At 35.0% G+C, this 26,767-nt stretch carries 17 protein-coding genes; 8 read left to right on the top strand and 9 right to left on the bottom strand.

Annotated features, from left to right (window positions below; genetic code table 11):
- Nucleotides 1–69: 69 nt before the first annotated feature.
- Nucleotides 70–3,783, bottom strand: coding sequence for a BamA/TamA family outer membrane protein (locus tag ACWGOQ_RS20305; protein WP_452059564.1), 3,714 nt, complete (start codon nt 3,781–3,783; stop codon nt 70–72).
- A gap of 366 nt (nt 3,784–4,149) precedes the next feature.
- On the opposite strand from ACWGOQ_RS20305, the gene ACWGOQ_RS20300 reads away from it, so the two are divergent.
- On the top strand, nt 4,150–4,509 hold the full coding sequence (locus ACWGOQ_RS20300) for a BlaI/MecI/CopY family transcriptional regulator (RefSeq protein WP_452059563.1): 360 nt from the start codon (nt 4,150–4,152) through the stop codon (nt 4,507–4,509).
- Nucleotides 4,509–7,259 (top strand): M56 family metallopeptidase, encoded by a 2,751-nt coding sequence (locus tag ACWGOQ_RS20295; protein ID WP_452059562.1) that lies wholly within the window; start codon nt 4,509–4,511, stop codon nt 7,257–7,259. Before ACWGOQ_RS20300 ends, ACWGOQ_RS20295 begins: the two co-directional genes overlap by 1 nt.
- A 263-nt stretch (nt 7,260–7,522) precedes the next feature.
- Here the strand turns inward: ACWGOQ_RS20295 and ACWGOQ_RS20290 are convergent, their stop codons facing one another.
- From ACWGOQ_RS20290 to ACWGOQ_RS20275, 4 genes are all read right to left on the bottom strand, one after another.
- Nucleotides 7,523–7,990, bottom strand: coding sequence for a hypothetical protein (locus ACWGOQ_RS20290; protein WP_452059561.1), 468 nt, complete (start codon nt 7,988–7,990; stop codon nt 7,523–7,525).
- A 102-nt stretch (nt 7,991–8,092) separates the two neighbouring features.
- A complete protein-coding gene (locus ACWGOQ_RS20285; RefSeq protein WP_452059560.1) occupies nt 8,093–9,061 on the bottom strand; it encodes a Cif family virulence factor in 969 nt (322 codons plus the stop codon).
- Nucleotides 9,062–9,082: 21 nt separating this feature from the next.
- The gene (locus ACWGOQ_RS20280) at nt 9,083–10,168 is read right to left on the bottom strand and encodes an alpha/beta hydrolase (RefSeq protein ID WP_452059559.1); all 1,086 of its coding nucleotides are present in this window, start codon (nt 10,166–10,168) and stop codon (nt 9,083–9,085) included.
- Between the two features lie 16 nt (nt 10,169–10,184).
- Nucleotides 10,185–11,126: a Cif family virulence factor gene (locus ACWGOQ_RS20275; RefSeq protein ID WP_452059558.1), complete on the bottom strand. Its 942-nt coding sequence runs from the start codon at nt 11,124–11,126 to the stop codon at nt 10,185–10,187.
- A gap of 244 nt (nt 11,127–11,370) precedes the next feature.
- Here ACWGOQ_RS20275 and ACWGOQ_RS20270 point away from each other — a divergent pair, with 244 nt between their 5' ends.
- Entirely contained in the window at nt 11,371–12,531 is a 1,161-nt protein-coding gene (locus ACWGOQ_RS20270) for a sensor histidine kinase (protein ID WP_452059557.1), read from the top strand.
- A gap of 10 nt (nt 12,532–12,541) precedes the next feature.
- A complete protein-coding gene (locus ACWGOQ_RS20265) occupies nt 12,542–13,276 on the top strand; it encodes a LytR/AlgR family response regulator transcription factor (protein WP_452059556.1) in 735 nt (244 codons plus the stop codon).
- 118 nt (nt 13,277–13,394) lie between these two features.
- Here the strand turns inward: ACWGOQ_RS20265 and ACWGOQ_RS20260 are convergent, their stop codons facing one another.
- Nucleotides 13,395–14,858 (bottom strand): glutamate synthase subunit beta, encoded by a 1,464-nt coding sequence (locus tag ACWGOQ_RS20260; RefSeq protein WP_452059555.1) that lies wholly within the window; start codon nt 14,856–14,858, stop codon nt 13,395–13,397.
- Between the two features lie 12 nt (nt 14,859–14,870).
- Nucleotides 14,871–19,370 (bottom strand): glutamate synthase large subunit, encoded by a 4,500-nt coding sequence (gene gltB, locus ACWGOQ_RS20255; RefSeq protein WP_452059554.1) that lies wholly within the window; start codon nt 19,368–19,370, stop codon nt 14,871–14,873.
- 436 nt (nt 19,371–19,806) lie between these two features.
- On the opposite strand from gltB, the gene ACWGOQ_RS20250 reads away from it, so the two are divergent.
- Nucleotides 19,807–20,145: a P-II family nitrogen regulator gene (locus ACWGOQ_RS20250; protein ID WP_452059553.1), complete on the top strand. Its 339-nt coding sequence runs from the start codon at nt 19,807–19,809 to the stop codon at nt 20,143–20,145.
- Between the two features lie 66 nt (nt 20,146–20,211).
- Nucleotides 20,212–21,459: an ammonium transporter gene (locus tag ACWGOQ_RS20245; RefSeq protein ID WP_452059552.1), complete on the top strand. Its 1,248-nt coding sequence runs from the start codon at nt 20,212–20,214 to the stop codon at nt 21,457–21,459.
- Nucleotides 21,460–21,529: 70 nt separating this feature from the next.
- Here the strand turns inward: ACWGOQ_RS20245 and ACWGOQ_RS20240 are convergent, their stop codons facing one another.
- On the bottom strand, nt 21,530–21,868 hold the full coding sequence (locus ACWGOQ_RS20240) for a DUF4870 domain-containing protein (RefSeq protein WP_452059551.1): 339 nt from the start codon (nt 21,866–21,868) through the stop codon (nt 21,530–21,532).
- Nucleotides 21,869–22,052: 184 nt separating this feature from the next.
- Nucleotides 22,053–24,479, bottom strand: a complete 2,427-nt coding sequence (locus tag ACWGOQ_RS20235; protein WP_452059550.1) for a T9SS type A sorting domain-containing protein — start codon at nt 24,477–24,479, stop codon at nt 22,053–22,055.
- Nucleotides 24,480–24,752: 273 nt separating this feature from the next.
- On the opposite strand from ACWGOQ_RS20235, the gene mnmE reads away from it, so the two are divergent.
- Entirely contained in the window at nt 24,753–26,144 is a 1,392-nt protein-coding gene (gene mnmE / locus ACWGOQ_RS20230; RefSeq protein WP_452059549.1) for a tRNA uridine-5-carboxymethylaminomethyl(34) synthesis GTPase MnmE, read from the top strand.
- A 261-nt stretch (nt 26,145–26,405) separates the two neighbouring features.
- Nucleotides 26,406–26,765, top strand: a complete 360-nt coding sequence (locus tag ACWGOQ_RS20225) for a helix-turn-helix domain-containing protein (protein ID WP_458202855.1) — start codon at nt 26,406–26,408, stop codon at nt 26,763–26,765.
- Nucleotides 26,766–26,767 lie beyond the last annotated feature (2 nt).

Below are 26,767 nucleotides of genomic sequence, written 5' to 3'. Positions count from 1 at the left end.
AGATAAAGATACCTCATTTTAAAATACTACAGATTTATACTAATTCTACTAACTATGTTTATTGTAGAACTAGAATCCAATTCCAAATCCTCCTTGAACCTGGAAACCCTCTTTCGAAGCAAATGCGCCTAACCTAAAAGAAAATGTATCCGCACCTGTTACCCAAACTCCACCTCCATATGATGTATGCCAAGTATTTGATGTATCATTATCTACCCAAACCCTACCATAGTCAAAACCTCCATAGGTTCCTAATGTTACCGGGAAAACAGAAGTTATAAATCGTTTAATTCTGGCTTTTAAGTTTGTACTTTGGTAGAAATAGGTTTCTCCGGTAAACCGTTCATTTCTAAATCCTCTTAGCCCATTAACTCCTCCTATTGTTGGAGCATGGTAAAAGAAATAATTATTTCCAATATTTGCTTTGATCTCTGCGGTTGTACCCAATACCAAATGCCCAGAAGGTATTACTTTATGATCTGCACCTACTTTGAACGCTATATATCCAAACTCATTTTCTGAAACATCCAGGTTTTTTTTATAACCACCATATAATTTTACCAAAATAGATTTGGTTGGAAAATCTAATGCATTCTGACTGTCTATTTCGATACCGGCTTCAGCTCCAGCATAATTCTGAGTTTCGAAAACTAATGGATTTACGTTAGATGGAGTGAAGAATCTTGTTGGATCTTGGTTAATTCTAAAGGATTCAAATAGTGCTTTTGCGTACAATGATCGATAACTTACCTTTGCATCAATATGTACTTGTTGCGTTTGAGCTCTATTAAAATCTAAACTTAAATCATCATCAAAATTTTCTGTATCGTTTCCAAAACCAAAGAAATTATTGGCTACTGTGTCTGTCGTAAGATAACCATTTAGTGTTAAATTCCAATTTGGAAATATGTTAGCAAAAATTCCGGTATACGAAACATCAAATCCTTGAAATTGAAAATAATAATTCCCGCCTATAGTATGTTGTTGCTTAAAATCTCTTCCATCACCATGAAGTCCAAATTTTGTGTACGTATCGGTTACTCCCATAAAAAAACCATCATCATTTCGCAATCCAATTGTAGGTACTAATACATTATAGTTCTCTTGGAAATAACGCCAGTGTAACATATTGGTTTCATACAAATTTGTTAACTGTTTCGAAGGTTTTTTTTCGGTAAACTCTGAGTCTTCAAATTTCCAATCGTATACTTTTACTCTTTTTTTGTTTTCTATTTTGTACGTATCCTTTCCATAGCCTCCAACAATTTTAATTTTACTATAATCATCTCCATCTCCGTTAACAATAAAAGTATCATCATCATTTAAGCCATATATCAATATTATTTTAGTTTCTTCACTATCAAAAGTTCTATCAAAAAATATTTTATTTTTTTTATCACTCAATTTACGCTCCCCAACAATCTTTGTTTTTCCTTCTGGCAATCTTGTGATGGTAAACAAATCATCCTTATGTGTACCAGATACTACAGCTTTTTTATTTAGATATGTAGCGTACTGTGCTGCATATTGATCCAAAAGTTTCAGACGGTTTTTAAGATGACTTTTAATCTTAGCAGTGGTACTATCCTGTACTTCTATAGGCAGACTTGTAAATGCTTGATCAATTTCTTCATCTTTTAAGTTACTTTGGATATACTTTGCTTCTTCAATCCATGTGGACACGCCATATTCATCTATAAAAGTTTGATCGAGATTATGAGCCTCTGCATTAAACCATTTTACGCTTTTAATTTTATCAGCGTACGACTGCCAAGGTCTGGTAGGTGGAGAAAACATCTTAATGATAGGCATAGCTACTCCATCGAACTTAGAAAAAGTATTATCTCGGTCTCTGGGTACTGGTATGAATATCTTATCGTCGTTGTTTTTTTCGTACTCTATCCATCTCCATTGATCTTGATGACGATCCCAATCGCCTATCAGCATATCAAAAATTCTGGCTCTTATATATGCTTTCTGATCTATTGTATAGGATTCATCTTCCTTTAATTTTTCTAATACATCAGTGGTACTTTCAAATTCTGATATTTTTCCAGGCGCATCTGGATTGGTACGATTATAACCTTTATATCCTTTTTGATTGTCTGAGGGTCTTCTTTCTATATAATATAGTTCATCCCCAAACTCTTCATTATATGCTTCTAAACTCTTTTGTTTTGGCACATAAAATAATTTAGTATCCGAATGATTCACTGCCACCTCTTCTGCTAAATCGTTGATCACCATTTGCATAAAAGGATGAGCGGTAGTAAAGAAATCCGAGACTATTTCTTCGGTAAACGTATCTTCATAATCTTGCGAATTATAAGATACTCCTTTCATCTTGTGGGTTAGAAATTTGAGTGCTTCTTTCTTTAGAGATCGCATAGCATACTCTCCATTATTTTTATCAATAAGCCTTAACGAGTTTGATTGATGCCCGCCCCCTTTCTTTTCGACCGTTAATCCACCATATAATGTATCCAACAGTACTACTGGAACTGTAACTTCCTTCCCATAGTAAGACCTGTAACGTTTACCCCATAAAAATTTATAAAAACCGGTTTTATCAAGTTCTTCAGAATCTGTGATAATTTTTGTCTTTTTAAATTTTGGATGTTGTTCTGCCTTGTAATCTACATTTTCGTATTTCTTAAAAGCGTCAACTGTTTTAAAGGTAAAATCATCATTTTCATCTGCAGTAATAAAAGTGACTTTAGACGAACCGTCATCATAATACGTAAGTTTAGAAAAGCCTGGAACACCATAGGTAAATTGTCCTTCATAACGAAGCGTTCCACCAGGTGCAAAAATAAAATCTTTTGATCGTTTCGTTGCTTCGGCACTACCGAAAGAACCACTTATAACCTGGTGTATGTTATTTCCTTTTAAATATTGAAGGCTCTCTTCGTGTCCTGATGCAATGGTAACCCGATCCGATTTTTTAGCAATTGCACTTACCAAAATTCTCAAATAACGGTATCTTGGAAAATCCAATTGATTTTTGGACAGATTTGATAAATCCCCTACTTCATCAATGAGGGTTCCAACTACTGGCAAGGGTACTAAATGCTTAGAAAATGTTTCGTGTCCAGCATATTCTCCATTACTAAAAATGGGGTGGTGCATTACGATCAATACATTTTTGCCTTGTGCATCATTAATATATCCTTCTAATTCCTCAGCAAAACGCCTTCTTGTAGTAATGTCTGTGCATTTTCTATTTATCTCTTCTATTCGATCCCAATTACTAATAAACCAAAATGAATTAATAATGATCATATCCAATTGGTCATTTACTACTATATGTTCTAACGGGCATCCGTTTTTTTCTTTAAATTCTGCATCAATAGATTTCTTTCTCTCCACATAATCTTCATATTCTTCTAATTTATCGATGTCAGCGTCTTTCCATTCATTGACTCCGTGCATAAAAACGGTTTCTCCTTCAAACGTATCAGCAAAATTTAGTTGCTCATCCAGTAAACGAAAGTCTTTCTTATCTTGATCCTTTTTTTGAGAAATATTATCTCCTAAAAAAATAAGGGTGCTATTTTTATTCGCAGCTTTTAACTCTGATGAAAGTTTATTTTTCAGAGCATCTAAGGGTTTTTCCTTATCCTGATTTCCATATCCTCCTACCAAGTAAAAGGTATGACTTACTTTTTTTGAACCCAACAAATTCTGCTGCTTGGTTTCTATAGATTGAGGTTGAAATGTAGCACACGCCTGTAACATTAAAAAAAAGATGGTAGTATAAAGTAGATATGGATTGTTTCTCATATAAAACATAAATTATTTTAGCATATATAATTATTAGATCACTTTTTATATAAAGAGATTCTTAACTAACCTGCAATTACCGGTTTCTTGTTTTCAATTATTACCTCGAATAAAATTATTATTTGCTTATATGGTCTATACATGATGGTATATTAAATATCAAGTAGATTATTATCCTGAGTACTTGTAAATAATCAGCAGAATGAAATAATTAAAAACTATTTAATATAAATTTAACAATCTCGCACACACCCTATAAACAATATACTCCTGGCCAAAACTCCTAATAAATTAGTTTTAAAACTAATAGATTAGTAGTAAAACTAATTTATTAGGAGTATGTTTGTTCTATCAAATTTCAAGATTATGCAAAAGTTAGCAAAAAGAGAGGAACAAATTATGCAGAGTTTATGGAAACTCGAAAAAGCGTTTATCAAAGAAATCATTGAAGAACTACCGGATCCTAAACCTCATTATAACACAACTGCTACTATTGTGAAGATTTTAGAAGAAAAAGGTTTTATAAGTCATAAAGCATTTGGTAATAGTTTTCAATACTATCCTTTGATTTCTAAGCAAGCGTATCAAAAAGACGTTTTAGGAGAGGTAGTCCATAATTACTTCGACAATTCACCAATGGCATTAGTGAAATTTTTTGCGAAAGAAGAAAAAATAAATACCGAAGAATTAGAAGAAATTATAAAACTCATAAAAAGTAATAAGTAATGGCATATATCGTTTACAGTGCAGCACTTATAGGTTTATCGTATATCGTCTATTCAATATTCCTTTCTAAAGAGACTTTTTACCACCTAAATAGATTGGTGTTACTAGGTTTGATCCTTTTATCATTTTCTTTACCATTTATTTCGGTACCCGAAAACCTATCATTCAGAACTATGATTTTTCAGAAAGCTGAAGCTGAAAATCAAATTACTGAAGTCACTGAAATTCCATTTATCAGCAATGATACTCTAAATGATATATCTGAGCAGTCGGTAATCAACCCATCAAAAAGTCTTACCGACACTTCTACTCCTTCTATAATTGCTCTAGACTGGAAGTCGATCACACTATATATTTATATGCTGGGAATAATGGCTTTTGGTATTAACTTTTTAATTCAATTAGCTGTATTACTATCTAGAATGATACGATATCCGAGTATGGAAGTAGATACGTATAAAATAGTAGAAACCGATACAGATCATGCTCCTTACTCTTTCTGGAACAGGATTTTTATAAATCCAAATCAGTACGATCCCGACACCTATTTACAGATCCTAAAACATGAACAGATGCACATCGCAGGTAGACATAGCTTGGATATGTTACTGGTTGAGTTACTGGTTACTGTGCAGTGGTTTAATCCGTTTGCGTGGTTATATAGAAAAGCCATTGACAACAATCTAGAGTATCTGACAGACAACGGCATGCTCACGAAAGGCGAGGATAAAGAAATTTACCAAATGAATTTACTTAAAGTATCAACCCCAAATATGCCAACAGGTTTGGCAACAAGTTACAATCAATCATTTCTCAAAAAACGAATAATCATGATGAATTCTAAAAAATCAACTGCAAAATCAGGATGGAAATACCTAATCATTATTCCCCTACTGACCGTAACCGTATTATCATTTAATCCAGTACGTACCAATCCATCAATGGCGGAAACTGATAACTCGTATCTTAACGATTTAAAAGACCCGACAGACCATCATTTTAAAGAGTCTAAGTTCAAAAACGATTTTACAAAAGGAGTTTGGGATGCAGAAGTTGGTGGAGGAAAACTATGTATTATGTACCGAAGCGCAGAACCTCTTAAACGAAGTTATTGGTCTATAACCAGATGTTATGGCCCCTCTTTCTTTGCTGGCTTTCCAGCTGGTGACAAACAGAAATTAGAGGTTACCAGAGATGCCGGAACGATGATTTATATTGGTGAATTCGAAAATGGAATCGGAGATGGAAGATATACTTTTACACCTAACGCTAATTTTAGCAAAGCATTATCACAACAAGGGTTTACAGTAGACAACAAAGAACTTGTACATTGTTTCCTTACGGATTTTGACACTCCATATTTAACTTATCTAAAACAAGAAAAACTTTCTTTAAGTCAGGATGACTTTGAGGATATTATTCATAAAGGACTGTCTCTTGATAAATTAAAAATGTACCGAAAGGAACTCTCTAGATTAGGATACAATGACTATACAATGAATGAAGTTAGCAAACTAAATCTATTTGACGTAGATGTTGCTTATATTCAGTTTATTAATAAAGTAAATGGTCAAAAAGCAACGTTAAAAGAAATCACAAAAGCCAAAATTCATAACCTTTCTCCAGAGTTTATTAAAACATACAATGATAATGGGTATAAAAAGATGTCACTTAATGACTATATGAAGTTAAAAATCCATAATGTTTCTCCGGATTTTATAGCTGATTTTAAAAAAGAGGGATATGTAAATATCTCTGCAAAAGAAGCACAAAATCTTAAGATTCATAATGTAACACCGCAATATATTCAATCATATAAAGACGTCGGATATAAAAACATTTCGCTAAAGGAAGCTAAGGAATTGAAAATCCATAATGTTACACCAGCATATATAACCAGCTTTAAAAATGCTGGATACCCTAACATTACCCTAAAAGAAGCTAAAACTCTAAAAATTCATAATGTAACTACGGATCTTATAAAATCTTATAAAGAAGCCGGTCAGACTACTATATCTTTAAGAGAAGCAATCAAATTAAAGATTCATAATGTTTCTCCATCACAAGTTACCATTGCTAAAAAGAATGGACAATCTAGCTCTACCAGTAGTTCTGGAAAAGGGTATCAAGAAGTGCAACAAACCCCAGGAGATTTCATGAAGCAATTTAAAGCACTTGGTTACGAAAATATCACGGTAGATGATATCATTTCGTTTAAAGTTCATAGCATCACACCGGATTTTATAAAAAGGTATCATGACGTAGGATATAAAAACATTCCTCTGAATGATGTTGTAGGACTAAAAATTCATAATGTAACTCCAGAATTTATTGAGACTTTTAAAAAAGTAGGATATAACAATATCACATTAGAAGAAGCGATGTCTTTAAAAATTCATAACATTTCTCCCGACTCCGCCGCCAAGTATGTTAAAATTGGATATAAAGATCTAGACATTGATGATTTGATGTCTCTTAAAATTCACAATGTTTCACCAGAATATATAGCAGAGTTCAAAAAGACCCGATTTGGAAATCTTTCACTAGATGATATGCTTTCATTTAAAATCCATAATGTAACACCAGCATTTGTAAAACAGTTCGAGGGTATTGGATATAAAAATATCACAGCCGATCAAGCACTGAGTCTTAAAATCCATAATGTGACACCAGAATTTGTGAAATCATTGAAAGATCAGGACAAGGATATATCTCTTGATCAAGCTATCCGGATAAAAATTCATTTTTAATTCTGAATTATAACCTAGCCATATTCATCAATCAATAAAGACTGCTAATCTCATATGATTAGCAGTCTTTATTTTACTCGTATCTTAGAATAATGGAAATATAAGTTGATGATGTCTATCTAACTTTTTGTATAGTAAAAAAAACAGGTGCCAATATTTAACGTGAACTCAATGCTGTTTTGTAACATTTCAATGCAAGCTCTTAGATTGACAGCTATACGGTAGTGCTATCAAGTACGACTTTCCTTTTTACAGTTTGGTTGTTATGAAGTCATGTTAAAAATCACTTTCCATATTTTTAATGAGTTATCATTCATTCTTCTAAAAACAAATAGATTTTTAGTACTAAATTTATGTGATGTACTCTGATCCATAGGATAAAAAGTTCCCGTAACCTTACCGTGCATTAGTACAATTTTATCAAAAGAATGCATTTCAGTTATTTCATGTTTCATAAGTGCAAAACCAAGTTGCTTTTCTTTGGTTATATGTTCAATTAATGCGGTTTTATTTGTAATGATGGGAGTATTTGGTGCCATATGTACTAAATCATCGACCCATACTTGCACTTTATCTTTGGATGTGATACGATGATCATCTAGAATTTTTAGAATGGCTTCTACTGATGCTCGATCTTGATTTTTAGAAAAGCTTTGAGATACCTTCTCTTTTTTACATTGCACACATATCAGTAAGAATATTAAAAATATAGTAATAGGTATTCTTTTCATGGGTATTATTTTTTTTTCAATTCATTAAATTGATACTTGTTTATTCAAAATAGTTAGCGTGCTCACTGGCTATAATTTAGTAGCTATTATCTACATTTATAGTTAGTGTGTATGCAGTCCTATTTGTCTATGTATTCTCAGCGAATTATCTTTTTCTCTACGCCAGTATGAAATTCCGGTTCCAGCAGCATCTCCAGAAAATTCAGGAACTGTCCAGGAAACATAAAACCCTCCATATTTAATGTAACCACTGTCTACAGTATCATATGCATACGTCATTAGCTCAAGAGAATCTATTGTTGCTGGATTACGATAATATGCTTTAAAGTGATTCAACAAAACGGTTTCCCCTGTTTTAATAGTATCTGCAAAAGGAAGATACATTCCATCATCTGTGTATGCATCAGCAGTTTTTTCGGGAACTCTGGCAATCACATTACTTTTTCCCAGAACTGTATACGCTTCTAATTCTCTTGGTATTGTAATAGCTTTAAGTACAGATGTACTAGCTTCGGCTACCAAAAAAATAGTCGGATCATCAACTTGTTGTAAATATCCAAATCCTTCTGCACGTAACGTTAGTTTTCCATTGGTATTCTTTTTCCAAACATTAAGATATTTACCTTCTAATTTTTCTGAATTTTCGAAAAATTTGGTAAACAATCCTATTTCAATTATTTTGTCAGTAAATTCCAAAACATCTACAGTTTGTCTGCGATATTCTTCAATATTTTGTCTGGCAAACATGGTATCATAATATATTTTAATATTGTTATTATTTACGATTAATGGGTTGTAATCTGTCATTAACAAGGACTCCTTGTCGTATAAATCACGTATTCCAAGAAATGATTTTGTTTTTGCAGCATGAATCATTTTTTGATTGTACTCATCTAAAAGATTCTCTATGTTTCTAGATGGAGTTGATGCATCTGTATTTTTGTTATTAGCGTTTCCGCAGGATGATACGATCATCAAAGCAAAGGCAAAAAGTCCATATTTTGTCTGCAATGCTTTTTTTTGAATATATACAGATAACATTCGGAATATAGTGTGACAACTTCTTTTCATAAGTGTTAATTTAGATACTTCTTAGAATTTTAAATGTTTGTTTAAAAAAGGCAACATTCTTGTAGCTATCCTTCCCTGGTCTCCCCAGTATTTGTTCCAAGGATCTCCTACAAATTCAATTCCCTGATGATCGACCCCAATATCCATCAATTTTTTACTAAATCTTCGATTAGAAATTATGTGTGCCTGCGTTTGATCAAATCTTGCCCAATCAAAAGCAATTGCTTTTAAACTTCTTAGGTTATCCGCATATTCATCTAATCTTTCATCTAAATGAAATCCTTTTTGCTCCTTTCGTATATTTTGTGGATGAAGTGTTACGCTACCATTTTTATCTTTTTCAAAAAGAAAATCGCAATACAAAGGAGGTCGATCAGGATTGGGAAGAAATGCCTGACAGACGCTTGTAAAGATCTTGGTTCTTATATCATCTCCAATATCTTGATATGATTTTGCTAATAACACTTGGTTCCAATTAACATCTAGAGAAACCCGTGGTAAATACCCTGAACCAGTTGCTACGGGATGCAGAGCGTAGACAACACTAAAGATTTCTGGATAGGTCATTGCCAGTTTTAATGCTCCTCTACCACCCATAAAATGACCTATTACAGCTCTACTATCATTACTGGAAATCGTTCTGTAATTCTTATCTATATAAGGAACTAATTCTTTTGTTATAAAGTCTTCCCAAAAGCCAGATGTGCTGGAGTTTTCATAAAGACTACCTATTGTAGAAGATGTGAAATCTGGTACGACAAAAATGAATTCCTTAGATACATTCTGTGCGATATTTTTATCTATAATTTCTGGAGTTTTATGATCCGAAATAATAGTATTTGGATTCTCGAACAAACTATGCAAATAGTAGACTACCGGATAGTTATTTTGTGATTGAGAATACCCTGGCGGAAGATAAATTTTTATATTTCGATGTGTATTTAATCCAATTTTGTTTTTAGATAAAATTTTGGAATGAATGGTATCATCAACTATTTTCCCTTTCAATGCATACTGTGCAAAAGTCTTTGAAGAAAAACATAGGATAAAGAAACATATTGCTATGGTCTGTAAAGAAACACACATACGCTTTATAACATACTTCATTGTATAAGATTTTATGCTAATAATTATAATCATAAGTAGCTATTTGTCTCACTATCTTTAGTGAACCATTTGGTTCCCTCCGCCATATTTTAATACCCTTTCCTGTACTTATACCTGAATAATTGTCATTTCGCCAATTGGCTATGTGACTGGCGTAGTTTACTATATAGGTTTCTAAATCATCAACATGATTGTTCCTAATATCCAATTTCTCGAAAATAGGAAGCTCTGCAACGTGATTTTTAATAAATACTTCTAATGATTTTTTATCCTCATATATGGGTTGGTAACTAAACATGGCTACCGCATCACTTGCATATAATTGAGACCATAATGTATGATCCCCTTGGGATATGAACTCTTCCATAAATTCATTCAATGCTGCCAGTTCAAATCGTATATTATTATCTATAGGCAAATGTCCTTGATATGCGATCACTGTACCAGGGACTTTATCAAATTTTAGTTGCTCTGTAAGATCTGTATGATGATTATAATTCCATATCTCCGAAAGCAGAGAAAGATTGTTTTTTCCTTTCTTCCAAATATTCATGTACTTTCCTCTGAGCTCTTCAACTGTGGTCGTATTCTTTAACTGGACTTTCATGATAAACTCACCTAAAACACAGAGTTGAATACCTAAATCCAGTGTTTCTATAGGTTTTCTGTTGTATTCTACAATATCAAATCGTTCAAAAAATGCTTTGTAATAGATGGATGCATTCTTACTACCCAAAAGTGTCTTTTGAAAAGCTGGCATTAACCTAACATCTTGCGAATAGTAACTAGTTATAAGTTTAGGATTTGCTGTTCGCATTCCTGTATTATAATCTTTGGTAAATTTACTCAGGTAAGCACTGGTATTTTTCCTATTAATTAATACACCTTGTGCAACTAAACCTAATGTTCCTATCCAAAACGAAAATATTAAAAACAGCCTATTTATACTTTTTTCCATACTATACTGGTTTTTGTTGTTTTACTAAAGTATATTGAAAATGAATGTATTAAGGATAGTGATTGATAAAAACCAACTAACTATTGATAAGCAACCAAATTTGAGAGTTTACGATGATGACTTTCGATACAATCCAGTCTAAATACTTTCATCAATTATTTTGATACGTTCGTCAATAAATAAAGGGGGCTATGTCTGTTTAGAAAGTATTTTCATATTTTAATAAATCCTAAGCAATACATTTATGTATATTCAATTAGATGGTATTAAAGACTCTAGAGTGCTTGTCGGATTATATCGATATAAAGCGCACCACCTTCTGTTTTGGTTTGTGTATCATTATATGTGGTGGGCAATTGGCATGGGCAGTGCCAAAGATGCCGCATATAACATTTTCTTTTCAGCATATACTACTAAATTTCTTTTCTATTTTATTTTTCAGGCGGCCGCTGTTTATTGTAATTTATATTATTTGATCCCGAAGTTTTTAGAACAAAGAAAATATCTGGAGTACCTGCTCTTTTTTGCAGTAACAACTGTTGTTACAACGCTCATCATCACATCTGGATATTATGTAACCGCATACATATCCGGATCAGCATTTACAGAGTTGTTCGGGAATCTAACTTTTGGTCAATTAGTAAAATCTAGTCCTTTGTCATCCACCTTAGCAAGTATGACACTTGCGATGAGCATCAAACTGGCAAAGAACTGGATTAAATCACAACAACGACAACAATTACTAGAAAAGGAAAAAGTAGAAACTGAACTTAAATTTTTGAAGTCTCAATTTAATCCTCATTTTTTATTCAATACAATTAATTCCATATTTGTATTGATTCATAAGAATCCCGATATGGCTTCAGAATCACTTGCAAATTTTTCTGACCTCTTGCGATATCAATTGTATGAGTGCAATGAGTCTAAAATCCCTTTAGAAAAAGAAATAAATTATCTAAAAAATTTCATTGATTTAGGGAAACTACGACTTGACAATACCGTAACCGTTCATACCAAAATAGAGGAGCAGCGCTATGGTGATGTTTTTATAGCTCCTTTTATTTTAATGCCATTTGTCGAAAATGCTTTTAAACACTGCGCCCAAGGCGAAGATCAAAATAATTGGATTACCATACATCTAAGCTTTATCAAAAAAGATGTCTTTCTGGAAGTCGCTAACAGTATGAATCCTGATGCCCAACAGGATTCTGAAGATCTTTCTAAAGACAATGGGATAGGATTAAAAAATGTACAAAGGAGATTAGATTTAGTATATCGCGATCAATATGAGTTGTCTATAAAAAAAACAGGAGAAACCTATAAAATAAGACTATATCTACAATTGGATTCACCTCCTGTTTTATCTGAACAAGCAATCGCTCCAGTAACCTCTTTACAATCTTAAAAAGGAAATTATGGTTTTAAAATGTATTGTAATTGATGACGAACCCCTAGCAAGAGAATGTATTTCTAATTACGTAAAGGAAGTAGATTTTTTAGGACTAATGGGATCTTGCAGCAATCCTTTAGAAATTACCAAAATTAAAAACGCCCACGAAGCAGATCTCCTTTTTTTAGATATACAAATGCCTAGAATGAATGGCATCGAATTCTTAAAATCTATGAAATCAAAACCCATGGTGGTTATTACCACAGCTTTTCCTAACTATGCATTAGCAGGGTTTGATTTAGACGTAATGGATTATTTGCTAAAGCCTATTACATTTACACGTTTCTTTAAAGCGGTTTGTAAAGTTAAAGAACAGTATCTTTTAGTACAGAACAAAACGCATATTATGCCAGATCAAGAAGTTTCTAAGGTAGATCATGTTTTCATTAAATGTGAAAGTACTTTTAAAAAGATATATTTTGATGACCTACTATTTATCAAATCTATGCAGAACTATGTAGCTTTTCATACCATCGACGGAAAAAAGCACCTTTCTTTAATTCCGCTTAAAGAAGTTGCCAAGCAATTAGATTCCACTATTTTTATGAGGGTACACAAGTCATTTATCGTCTGCGTTCATAAAATTGAAGCCATCGAAACTGAAGGAATCATCATTGGTGCTCATCATATTCCCTTAGGGCGCAATTACAGAGTATCCGTTATGGAAAAAATAGTGAAAGATAGAGTATTAAAAAAATGATTCTATCACTAAGGAAACAACTATTAGTAATTCATAAAAAAGCTACTAATTCCCATTTTAGCAGCTTTTTGTTTATGAAACTAAAAAAAATACGGTTTTAGAAACCATGCTAGATATCTTATACTCTAGGTAGATCTCCCTCCCCTTTTAGCGGTAAGTTAGAGTTCCCCATTAGAAATGTATCTACATAATATGCTGCTTGTCGGCCTTCTGCAATAGCCCATACAATAAGTGATTGCCCTCTGCGTGTATCACCGGCCGCAAAAACACCTTTCACATTCGTAGCGTAATTATCTTCGGTTGCTTTAATATTCGTTCTGGCATCCATAGCGATTCCTAATTGCTCCGAAATGGTTGGTTCTGATCCTGTAAACCCAAGTGCCAGTAAGGCCAAATCACATTTCCATTCTTTTTCTGTATTCGGAATTTCTTTTAGAGTAAAACGTCCATTTTCTTTTACCCATTCTACTTCAGAAGTTATCAATCCTCTTAAGTTTCCTTTTTCATCTCTTAAAAATTCCTTTGTAGAAATGCTCCAATTACGTTTTGCACCTTCTTCGTGAGAGGAACTGGTGCGTAATCTCATTGGCCAAAAAGGCCAAGGTTGATTGGCTGGGCGTTCTGTAGTGCCCTTACCCATAATTTCAAAATTCGTTACAGAAGTAGCTCCTTGTCGTATGGAAGTTCCAATACAATCAGACCCTGTATCGCCTCCTCCAATCACAATGACATCTTTTCCGGTTGCTAAAATTTCTTCTCCCAAATCCTTTATTCTATCTACTCTACGATTGTTTTGTGGTAAGAAATCCATGGCTTGCACTACTCCTTTAAGGTCAGCCCCTTTTACAGGTAAATTACGGCGTACTGTAGCACCTGTGCATAATACAACTGCATCAAAATCTGCCTTCAGTTGCGATGCCTTCATGTCTTTTCCTATATGTACATTTGTTTTAAAAATAATACCTTCCTCTTCCAAGACAGCAACTCTTCGGTCGATTATGTTTTTTTCCATCTTAAAATCAGGAATTCCATAACGTAACAGTCCACCTACTTTTTCATCTCTTTCAAAAACAGTTACCAGATGTCCCGCACGGTTTAACTGTTGAGCAGCTGCCAATCCAGCTGGTCCTGATCCAATTACGGCAACGGTTTTCCCTGTCCTTTCTTTAGGTGGGTTAGCCTTTACCCAACCATTTTTGAAGGCTTCTTCAGCTATATTTTTTTCAATATTTTCAATAGTTACAGGATCCTCATTGATCCCAAGTACACAAGCCTCTTCACAAGGTGCAGGACACAATCTACCAGTAAACTCCGGAAAATTATTCGTAGAATGCAGTATATGTGCCGCTTTCTCCCATTTACCTCTATAGACCGCATCATTAAAATCTGGAATTAAATTTCCTAAAGGACATCCACTGTGACAAAACGGGATTCCGCAATCCATACATCTTGCTCCTTGATTTTTGAGTTTACCTTCATCCATAGGTACGGTAAACTCTTTATATTTTTTGATACGATCCTCAACAGGTTGGTACTGTTCAATCTCTCTTTCAAATTCTAAAAACCCAGTTATCTTTCCCATGTTTCTTATCGTTTATGCTTGTGCTAATTTTTCTTCTTCCAATCGTTTCAACGCCTGCTTATACTCTTCTGGGAAAATCTTAATGAATTTGGGCAATTCATTCTCCCAGTTTTCCAGAATTCTTTGTGCTAAAGGACTCAAAGTTGCATTGTAATGCGATTCTATCAATTCTTTTAATTCAATAATATCTTCTGGGATTTCTACGGGGTCCAGATTTAAGGCTTCTTTATTACAATGTGCTTCAAATGTCTTTTTATCATCATAAATATATGCAATACCACCAGACATACCGGCACCAAAATTTCTACCTACTTCTCCAAGAATAACCGCAACTCCGCCAGTCATATACTCACATCCGTGATCTCCGATACCTTCTACCACTGCTTTTGCTCCAGAGTTACGAACGCAAAACCGTTCTCCTGCTTTCCCATTAATGTATACTTCTCCATCAGTAGCACCATACAAGGTTACATTGCCGGTGATTACATTCTCTTCTGGCACGAGTGTAGCCTCGTCAGGTACTTTAACGATGAGTTTCGCTCCAGATAAACCTTTTCCCAGATAATCATTCGTATTACCATTTACAGCCATCGTTAATCCTTTTGTTGCAAAAGCACCAAAACTTTGTCCTGCGGCTCCTGTAAAATTCAGTTTCAGTGTACTGTCTGGTAATCCTTGGGCTCCGTATATTTTAGAAATCTCATTACTAAGGATTGCCCCTACTGCTCTATCAGTATTTGTAATATCAAAATCCAGGGTAGTCTTCTCTTTTCGGAACAATGCCTGATGTGCCTGTTCGATAATTTCGAAATCTATGGATTTCCCAAGACCATGGTCTTGTATTTCAGAATTATAAATCCCCACTCCTTCCGGTGCTTCTACCTTATGTAGAATTGGCGAAAGATCTACTCCTGCTGTTTTATAATGTTCTATGGCTCGTTTGCGATCTAATTTATGTACTTGACCTACCATTTCATTTATAGTTCTAAAACCAAGTTTTGCCATAATCTCTCTTAACTCCTGCGCAACAAAATACATATAGTTTACTACATGCTCTGGTTTTCCTTTAAACTTCTTGCGCAATTCTGGATTCTGTGTGGCAATCCCAACCGGACAGGTATTTAAGTGGCAAACGCGCATCATAATACATCCGGATGCAACCAATGGTGCTGTTGCAAAGCCAAATTCTTCTGCCCCTAACAGACAAGCTACGGCAACATCTCGTCCGGTTTTTAACTGTCCATCACACTCTAAAACTATTCGGCTACGCAAATTATTACCAACAAGAGTTTGTTGTGCTTCGGCAATTCCTAACTCCCAAGGTAATCCTGCATGTTTTAAGGAAGTCAGTGGTGATGCTCCTGTTCCTCCATCAAATCCCGATATGAGTACGACATCTGCTTTTGCTTTGGCAACACCTGCAGCAACCGTTCCTACTCCTACTTCTGATACTAACTTTACATTTATTCTTGCACTTCTATTTGCTGATTTTAAGTCATAAATTAACTGAGACAAATCTTCAATAGAGTAGATATCATGATGTGGAGGTGGTGAAATCAACCCAACATATGGAGTTGAATTCCGAGTTTTAGCTATTTCAGGATTTACTTTAGGTCCTGGCAACTGTCCTCCTTCTCCAGGTTTAGCTCCCTGAGCCATCTTTATTTGAATTTCGGCTGCATTTGTCAAATAATTAGAAGAAACTCCAAATCTGCCGGAAGCAACCTGCTTTATAGCACTGTTTTTCCAATCACCGTTAACATCTTTATAAAAACGAAGTGGGTTTTCTCCTCCTTCACCAGAATTACTTTTACCACCAATACGGTTCATCGCTACTGCAAGATTCTCGTGTGCTTCCTTACTAATAGATCCGTAAGACATTGCTCCGGTTTTGAAACGTTTCACTATTTCTGTCCATGGCTCTACCTCATCTAACGGAATCGGATCATAATTAGAAAATTCTAACAATCCACGAATCGTCATCAAACTTTTAGATTGTTCATTGATGAGATTTGCATATTCCTTATACGTCTTAGGATCATTATCCCGTACAGATTTCTGAAGTTTAGCTACAGAAAGAGGGTTAAACTGGTGTTTTTCTCCGTTACGTCTCCATCTATATTGTCCGCCTATTTCTAAATCTAATGTTGCATCTACTCCTCTTTCGATATACGCTCTTTTATGACGCTTCGCTATTTCTTTCTCAATTTCATATAACCCGATTCCTTGTATACGAGTTGCGGTATTTGGAAAATATTTATCTACAACGTTCGTATTGATACCAATACATTCGAAAAGCTGAGAGCTACGATATGAGTTGAGTGTAGATATGCCAATTTTATTCATTACCTTCAATACTCCTTTACCAACAGCTTTGTTATAATTATTTACCGCTGCTTCTGCTTCTAAGGCTGTGATATTGTGCTCCTTTATCTGCTCTTTTATGATTTCGTTTACCATATATGGGTTGATAGCACTGGCACCGTATCCAAACAACAAAGCGAAATGATGTACTTCTCTGGGCTCTGCAGATTCTATAATCAAACTAACCTGAGAACGTTTACCTAGTTTTTGCAATCCACTATTTATAAAAGAACAAGCTAATAAAGCAGGAATCGGAGCTTTATGTTTACTTACATTTCTATCGGAAAGAATAATAATATTGCTACCTTTATCAATAGCATCTGAAACCTTATTTAAGGTCAATTCCAACGCATCTTCTAAGCCATTAAGTCCTCTATTGATATTGTATAATATTGATATAGAGGTAGCTTTAAAACCTTTATCAGTATAGGTCTTTATCTTATCCAAATCTTCTTTGGAAATAACAGGGTTTTGGATTTTTAATTTCTTACAGTGCTTTTCATTTATATCAAAAATATTATGATCTGCTCCTAAGGTAAGACTGATATCCGTAATCAATTCCTCACGAATTCCGTCTAATGGAGGATTTGTTACCTGCGCAAACAATTGTTTGAAGTAATTATATAGCAATTGAGGTCTTTCTGATAATACAGCAATCGGTGTGTCAGACCCCATAGAACCTATTGGTTCTTTAGCCAACTGACTCATAGGAACAATAATTGTATCGATGTCCTCCTGTGTATATCCAAATAATTCCTTACGTTTTTCAATGGTTTCTTGCCCTAAAAATAATGGACAATCGTTATATTTAATATCTTTTAAGTATACCAAATTAGTATCCAACCATTTTCTGTAAGGATGTTTGGCTGCAATTTCTTCTTTGATTTCTTCGTCATTAACGATTCTTCCTTCAGCCATATTCACCAAGAACATTTTCCCTGGTTCCAAACGACCGTGAAACGCCAGATTAGTTGGCGCAATATCAACGACTCCGGTTTCTGATGACATGATTACATATCCATCTTTGGTAACAGTATATCGAGAAGGTCGCAACCCGTTTCTGTCCAATACTGCTCCTATATAATTCCCATCGGTAAAAGGAATAGATGCCGGACCATCCCACGGTTCCATTGCACAAGAATTGTATTCATAGAATGCTCTTTTAGCTTCCGACATTTCCGGATTTTTCTCCCAGGCTTCGGGCACCATCATCATCATGACTTCTGGTAAGGATCTACCAGTCATAAGTAATAGCTCTACTACCATATCCATAGATGCAGAATCTGACTTTCCTTTTAGAACAACCGGAAGTATCTTTTTAATATCCTCTCCGAACCAATCACTTTCTAATAATTCTTCTCTGGAACGCATTCTGGTGACATTACCTCTTAATGTATTAATCTCTCCATTATGACACATGTATCGAAAAGGTTGTGCAAGGTCCCAGGTAGGAAATGTATTTGTTGAAAAACGCTGATGTACTAAAGCCAACCTGGTTACTACTTTCGGATCCATAAGATCTGTATAGTATAGTTTAATATCTTCTGGCATTAACAGCCCTTTAAAAATTAAAGTCTTCGTAGATAAGCTTGGTAAATAGAAAAATTTACTTTCTGATAATTTAGAGTTATATATTTCGTGCTCCGTAATTTTTCGGGCAGTAAACAATTTAAGATTAAAGTCAAAATAAGACTGTTCCTTATTGTTCTTTCCAATAAATACTTGTTTTATGAAAGGCTCTGTAAAAGCCGCAATCTCTCCTAAGTGCACAGTATCAACCGGGACATCTCTCCAGCCTAGTAATACTAATCCCTGATCAGTAATACTTTTCTCAAAGGTATCAATACAGTATTGTCTTTGGTTCTCCTTTTTAGGCAGGAACACATTACTTACCGCATACGCTCCCGCTTCAGGCAATTCGAATTCACAATTTTCTACAAAGAAATCATGGGGAATGTCAATAAGTATTCCGGCCCCATCCCCAGTTTTGCCATCAGAACTTACGGCTCCGCGATGTTCTAATTTTTCCAAAATTTCAAGCGCCTTATGAATAATATCATTGGACTTTTTACCTTCGAGGCTACAGATAAATCCGGCTCCACAAGCATCGTGCTCGAATTCTGGCAGGTACATTCCTTGTTTCTTCATATTATTTCCGATCTAATGTGTTTCAAATTGTTGAAATTAACAAAACCTTAAGGAAGGAAAAAGAAAAACGATGCTTTGTGGATTACTTTTCTTAGCTCTTTAATAAAACATAAGTTTCACTAAAATAATCACAAAATAAAGACTTGAAATTACGAATTCGATAACGCAATTTTTTTCGAAAAACCTAAATAAAATAAGGGATTATCAGAATTTAAACTCGAATTATTTGTATGAAAACGTTTTCGTAAAAAACCGTAAATACGCTACTGCGAAATCCGTATTTATTTCGTTAAAAAATATAGACCCCCAATTTTTTAGGGGGTAAATATTTTAAAATGATAAAAATATAACGATTACCCTTCAAAATTTGGAGGCTAAAAAGTAATTCACATATTTTTGAGATAGATTTAACATTAATTTTAACTTTTTAGTCTTTATGAAGAAAATAGAAGCAATCATCAGAAGATCGAAATATCGTGTAGTAAAAGAAGCGCTACATGAAAAAGGTATTACATTCTTTTCTTATTGGGATGTAACTGGTGTAGGTAACGAAAAACAAGGACACGTTTATCGTGGTATCTCTTACAGTACAGCAGACATTCAAAGACGTTTTTTATCAATCGTTGTGAATGACGAATTTGAAGAAGTTGCCGTAGCTGCAATTCTGGAAGCCGGAAAAACCGGAGAAGTTGGAGACGGAAAAGTTTTTGTATCCGATGTAAAAGAGGCATACAGAATTCGTACTTCTGAAAAGGGTAGCTCTACAATATCCTAGATAATAAATAACCAACACAAATTACCAACTGAAAACAAAAAATAACTTTTAATAGTCAATTATACAATGGAAATGTTAACTATCAACAATGTATGGATGATGCTGTGTACAGCACTTGTATTTTTCATGCACTTAGGTTTTTCTTTTTTAGAAATTGGATTAACTCGTCAAAAAAACACAATTAATATTCTTTTCAAAAACGTCTTTATCATCTGTATTGGTTTATTACTATACTGTTTGGTAGGGTTTAATTTAATGTACCCGGGATTTGCTGAAGATGCCGCTGGTTTCATTGGTTTTGCTGGTTTTGGATTGAGCTCTCCTGTAGTAGAAGGCGCTTTAGACCTAGCATATAACGAGGGGTATACTTACTGGACTGATTTTTTATTCCAGGGAATGTTTGCCGCCACTGCTGCTACTATTGTTTCTGGTGCTGTTGCTGAAAGAATTAAACTTGGAACATTCATGATTTTTACGATTATATACGTAGGGGTTGTTTATCCGATTGTTGGTTCCTGGCAATGGGGTGGTGGATTCTTATCATCGTTCCAGATTGGTGAAGCCAAAGGGTTTTATGATTTTGCTGGTTCTACTTTAGTACACTCTGTAGGAGGATGGGCAGCACTAATAGCCGTATGGTTATTGGGATCTAGAATCGGAAAATTTAGTTCTGACGGTAAAGCTCAGGCAATTCCAGGACATAATATTCCATTAGCTGCTGCTGGTGTATTGATCCTTTGGTTAGGATGGTTCGGGTTTAATGGTGGTTCTGTACTTTCTGCAGATGCCGCAGGAACATCTCTTACACTAGTTACTACGTCTCTGGCCGCAGCCGCAGGTGGGGTTGTTGCTTTTATAGTATCTACACTACTATATAAAAATTATGATTTAACTATGTTCTTAAATGGTATCTTAGGAGGTTTGGTAGGTATAACTGCCGGTGCAGATCAAATGACACCAACAGATGCTATATTAATTGGAGCCATTGCGGGTGCGATCATCGTATTTGGTGTGGCACTAATTGATAAATTAAAGTTAGACGATCCAGTAGGAGCTATAGCGGTTCACTTAATCTGTGGTATCTGGGGAACACTAGCTGTTGGTATTTTTGGTGCAAAAGCTGGTCTTGATCAATTCTTAGTACAAGGGGTTGGAGTATTAGCTGCAGGTGGGTTCTGCGTATTGACTTCATTCATTATCCTATTTGCGCTTAAGAAAACTATTGGACTTAGAGTTTCTGAAAAAGAAGAGATTGACGGATTAGATGGCCATGAGCACGGAATGGATGCTTATGCAGATTTCAGAACAGACTAACATTAGAATTTTATTCTTGTTATACATATAAAAAGAGGGCGATTGTATATCGCCCTCTTTTCTTATTCGATTACTTTATAATTTCCATAGATAATGGGTAGGATGGCTCCTCTCCGTTATTAGCTTTAATTGCATTAATAATAGGAAATACTACACATAGAATACCTATTACGATTAAACCCAGGATTCCTAATCCAAATAAAAGGATTAGCGGAATACAGACTACCGCATAAATAAACATACTAATCTGAAAATTCATTATTGATTTTCCGTGATTATCCATCGCCAGCACCTGCTCTCTTTGGGTTAACCACAGTATTAATGGAACTATAAACCCACCAAAGCCAGTTACAAGATCTAGTAACTGTGATAAATGGGTAATAACTAATAACGATTTGTCTTGTCTCATGATTTTTTTGATTTTGGTTGATGATTGTTTAAAAATGCTAATAAAATTAGCAGTCTTTATCTATAGGACGCAAAAACTAGCAAATTGTTACAGTTTACCTTAGATATCTTACAAAAAAACATCCCGAAATATTCGGGATGCTTCTGTTCATAACTAAACTTAAAATCTATTGTTTATTTATTGGTTAGTTGATAATTAGCTTTCGTGTAGTAGACTCACCACCACTTTCAATACGGACTAGATAGATACCTTGTCCAAGGGATAAATTCTTTGCAGAAATTGTATTAACTCCCGATTGCAATGGTAACACTGCCTGTATTTGACCTAATATAGAAAATACGGTAGCATTTGCGTTTTTTACAAACGAATTTACATTTATCGTAAAATTATCATGGGTTGGATTTGGTGCTATTGTAACATCAGCAACGATACCTTCTGGCTCATCGCCCAATATAGTTCCTGTAGATTCTAAACCAGCCACTAAACTTTCTGCTGTTGCAGATTGTCCACAAGACCCTTCATATATTTTTACATTAGAAAAAACGGACGTATTTCCACTACCGGTGTCATTGTCATTGATAAATACCAATCGATCCATAGTACCTGTATAGAAGTTCCCTACCGGAATTATATACGTTGTTGTACCGCCTGAGTAATTGTCAAAATTAGTGATCCCATAATTCTGAGAACCGTGTACTTTGAAGTATCTATTCGCTGTTAGTGAATTATCATCTTCAAAACCTACTCCGTGAATTTCTCCTTGAGAAGAACTGCTAAAATTGAATTCAATTACTGTATTAGCCGTTACTGTATAATTTAAAGCGATATACTTCCATGTATTATTAGTCATTGATAAAGAAGAACCTCCGTTACCTACAGAGAAGTTTCCTGCTGCATCCTGATTAGAAAAACCATTGATTCCAAAATCATTAAAATTTAAACTATCACACGTTGGCGGCGGCGGTGTACTACCATTAGTTATATTAAGGTCGTCAATGGTAATATCTCCTTGCCAGCTCGTTCCTGTAACGACATTTAATCGCAATTGTACACTAGAATTACCTCCATAAACCGAAAGATCTATACTTGCGGTATTCCAATCGGCACCTTGATCTCCTGATCTGCTAAAAACGCTCACCCAATTCCCTGTGTTATTTGTTCTCGCTTCTACATCCAATGTTCCCACTGCATTTCCAGTCATATGATATTGAAAAGTAAGCGTTGGTGACGATACTCCTGCAAAATCTAAACAAGCAGCATTAAGGATCGCCTGTTTATTTGGGTATCCTGTCCCATTTCCAGAAGCTTCTACATAGATGTAAGAATTACCATCAACAGCTCCACTTGGTCCTGTTCCGGTAGAAGGTGTTCCGCCAGAATTTACTGTCCAATTGATATCATCACTTGCAGACTGAGACCATGCTCCTATAGATCCTTCAAAACTTTCACTATATGGAAATGAAGAAATATCTCCAGAACATTCTTCGGATGGTGGTGGTGGCGGTGTGCCTAACCCCATCGCATTCCAGAAGGCAGGAATCGTAGCTCGCTCTCCGGAGTTAGATCCTCCGGATCCCGAACAACCTCCATATGCGTGAACTCCAACGGCATTTCCTGTTGCCGTGTCTATAATTGGGCTACCAGAATTTCCTCCTGTGGTGTCCGTTCTATATCGTACAAAGGTATTTGTAGTCGAACTTAATGGTCCTGTATGAATTTGTTGTGTTTGATTATCAATCCCAGTATCAGTTCCGAAACCAGTGATTGTAATGTTAGCTCCGGGATTATCCTGCACTACATTGTATGATGCACCCTGTCCTTGAATTGGTGTTTGCCCTGTTTGAGAATTAGCAAAGCCTTCAAAAACTGCCCAATCATTTGCCTGGCTTGGACTATTGGGATAGGGTGATACAAAATTTCCTATTGGATATTGATCTTCTGGTCCTGGATGTACAATAGTTCTATCAGGATTAGATTTTGGCACATTAAATTCGATTATCTCGGCTCTACTACCCACACAGTGACCTGCAGTAACTAGTTTACCATTTGTAATGATCCAACCTGTACATCCTATTGGAACTATTCTACCAATAGCATCGTCCGCAGAATCCACCCTATCATCATTAGAACCACATTGTGATTTTATGGTAGGATCCAATTCCCCAACGCTCAATTCTGAAATATTGATTCCTACTGATCCATCGCTTGGAGCTACAGATAAAGTAACTGTTACTGCATCCCCATTAAAATAAGCACTAGAATTGTTCCAGTCCTTCATAGTTTTAGAAGTTAGAACCTGAGTAGCTCCATCTAACTTTGAAGTAACAGTAATTGTACTGTTATTGCCTAGGTTTACGTTCGTAAAGAACAGACGTAACCAGGTAGCTCCCGTTTCCGAAACTTCTTCCGTAATAACTTGCGAGTTGTTTTTACCCACAACTCCATCTGATTTTAATGTTACGTTATAAGGAGTTTCGTGTCTCGCTAAACTCTGTGTCTGAGAATAATTGACAAAGGGAATTAGCATACATACTGCGCAAATAGCCACAGTAATGTTGTGTTTTAATAACAGTCCCCTGCTATTGATTGAGTTTGTGCTGTGAAAATTCATAAAAATAAAAGTTTTAGTATATAGAGATTAAATTTAGTTACTAAACCTGCCGCTAAAGGGTAGTTAGACCTTTAACCGATATTCCATATAAAAGGTACTCAGCTGATACTGAACTCCTCTATACTATCACTCTATTTTACTTTTACTTTTTATCTAATCTTTGCCCGAACGATAAAAGTAAGGAAGAAAACATTGTCTACAAAAAAGTTTGAAGACTAAATTGAAAATCAAAACCTATATTATGTCTATTTTTGTGGACTGATTATTAGATGTATGATTCCACAAGACACCATAGTTGCTTTAGCCACTCCAGCCGGAGCTGGAGCCATTGCAGTGATTCGGGTTTCCGGAAAGGATGCCATTCGGATGTGTGCCCCTTTATTTCGTTCAATCAAAGGAAAAGATTTGGCTAAACAGAAAAGTCATACCATACATTTAGGACATATTTTGGATGGCGAACGCGTTTTAGATGAAGTATTGGTTTCTCTTTTTAAAGGGAGTAATTCGTATACAGGAGAACCAACTGTAGAAATATCCTGCCACGGATCCAGTTATATACAACAAGAAATCATACAGTTATTACTTCGTAGCGGTTGCAGAATAGCAAATGCAGGAGAATTCACTCTTAGAGCATTTATTAACGGAAAATTAGATTTGTCTCAGGCGGAAGCAGTCGCAGACCTTATAGCTTCGGATTCTGAAGCTTCTCATCAAATTGCTATGCAACAAATGCGTGGTGGATTTAGTAATGAAATTAAAAAATTGCGCGATGAACTTCTTAATTTTGCATCACTTATTGAACTAGAACTGGACTTTGCCGAAGAAGATGTAGAATTTGCCAATAGAGCTCAGTTTCAGGATTTGATATCCAGGATCACCAAGGTTTTAAAGCGTCTGATAGATTCTTTTGCGATAGGAAATGTAATTAAAAACGGAATTCCGGTAGCGATTGTTGGGGAACCCAATGTGGGTAAATCTACATTACTCAATGCTTTATTAAATGAAGAACGTGCGATTGTTTCTGAAATTGCGGGAACAACCAGGGATACGATTGAAGATGAAATCATTATCGGAGGAATTGGTTTCCGGTTTATTGATACTGCTGGTATTCGTGAAACTAAGGACGTCGTAGAAAGTATTGGTATTCAAAAGACATTTGAGAAGATTGAGCAAGCACAAGTAGTTATTTATTTAATTGATGGCGCAGCATTAACCATGGATAGTTTACAACAATTAAAAACTGAAATTGGTAAGATTACTAATAAATATCCTCAAAAACCCTTGATTGTGGTTGCCAACAAAGTCGACAAATTAGAACCATCTCAAATTGCAACACTGACTTCAGAAATTGAGAACATCCATTTGTTATCTGCCAAGCAGCATATGGGAGTAGAAGAATTGCAAAACAAACTCCTGGAATTTGTAAATACCGGAGCTTTGAGAAATGATGAAACCATTGTTACGAATTCTCGCCATTATGATGCCCTATTGAAAGCTTTAGAAGAAATTCAAAACGTTCAATACGGTATTGATAATGAACTATCCGGCGACTTAATGGCAATCGATATTCGGCAGGCATTATATCACTTTGGTGAAATCACTGGTGAGATTACTTCTGATGACTTGCTGGGCAATATTTTTGCTAATTTCTGTATCGGAAAGTAATTATCTTTCTTTTATTTTCTAACTACTTGTTTTTATTGACTTTATAAGATTTTAGCATCTCTTTTTTGTTGCCCAATTGCTCTTTATTTCTTATATTTGTTGTTCAATTGTTGCCCTAATAGCTTATCTGTTGCCCAAATCATAAAGCAACAAATCAAAGCGAAATGATGCACCATATAGCACCACCAAGCAACATTGAGCTACAAGTAGCACCAAATGAGCAGTACAATTAAAATACCGAAATTCTGTCAATTCTGTGGAATGGCTTTTGTTGCACAAAAGACCACTACTAAGTATTGTGGGCATACTTGTGCAAGTAGAGCTTATAAACAACGTAAGCGAGAAGAAAAAGTACAAACCGCATTATCCGAGCAAATAAATAATAGCAAGCCTATATCTTCTGAAAACTTGCAAACTCTGCAAACCCTACCTACACAGGCTGGAAATCATATCAATCTAAGAGATAAAGAATTTCTAAGCATTACAGAAGCTGCCGATTTATTAGGTGCAAGCAGATGGACTATTCAGCGGATGATAAAACGCAACCAATTAAGCATTGCAAAATTAGGTAGGCGTACTATTATAAAACGGACAGAAATCGATAATCTCTTTAAAATTTAGCC

This window comes from Aquimarina ulvae (genome assembly GCF_053613295.3).
Note: the sequence above shows the minus strand (reverse complement) of the source record. Positions and strands in the feature narration are given on the sequence as shown.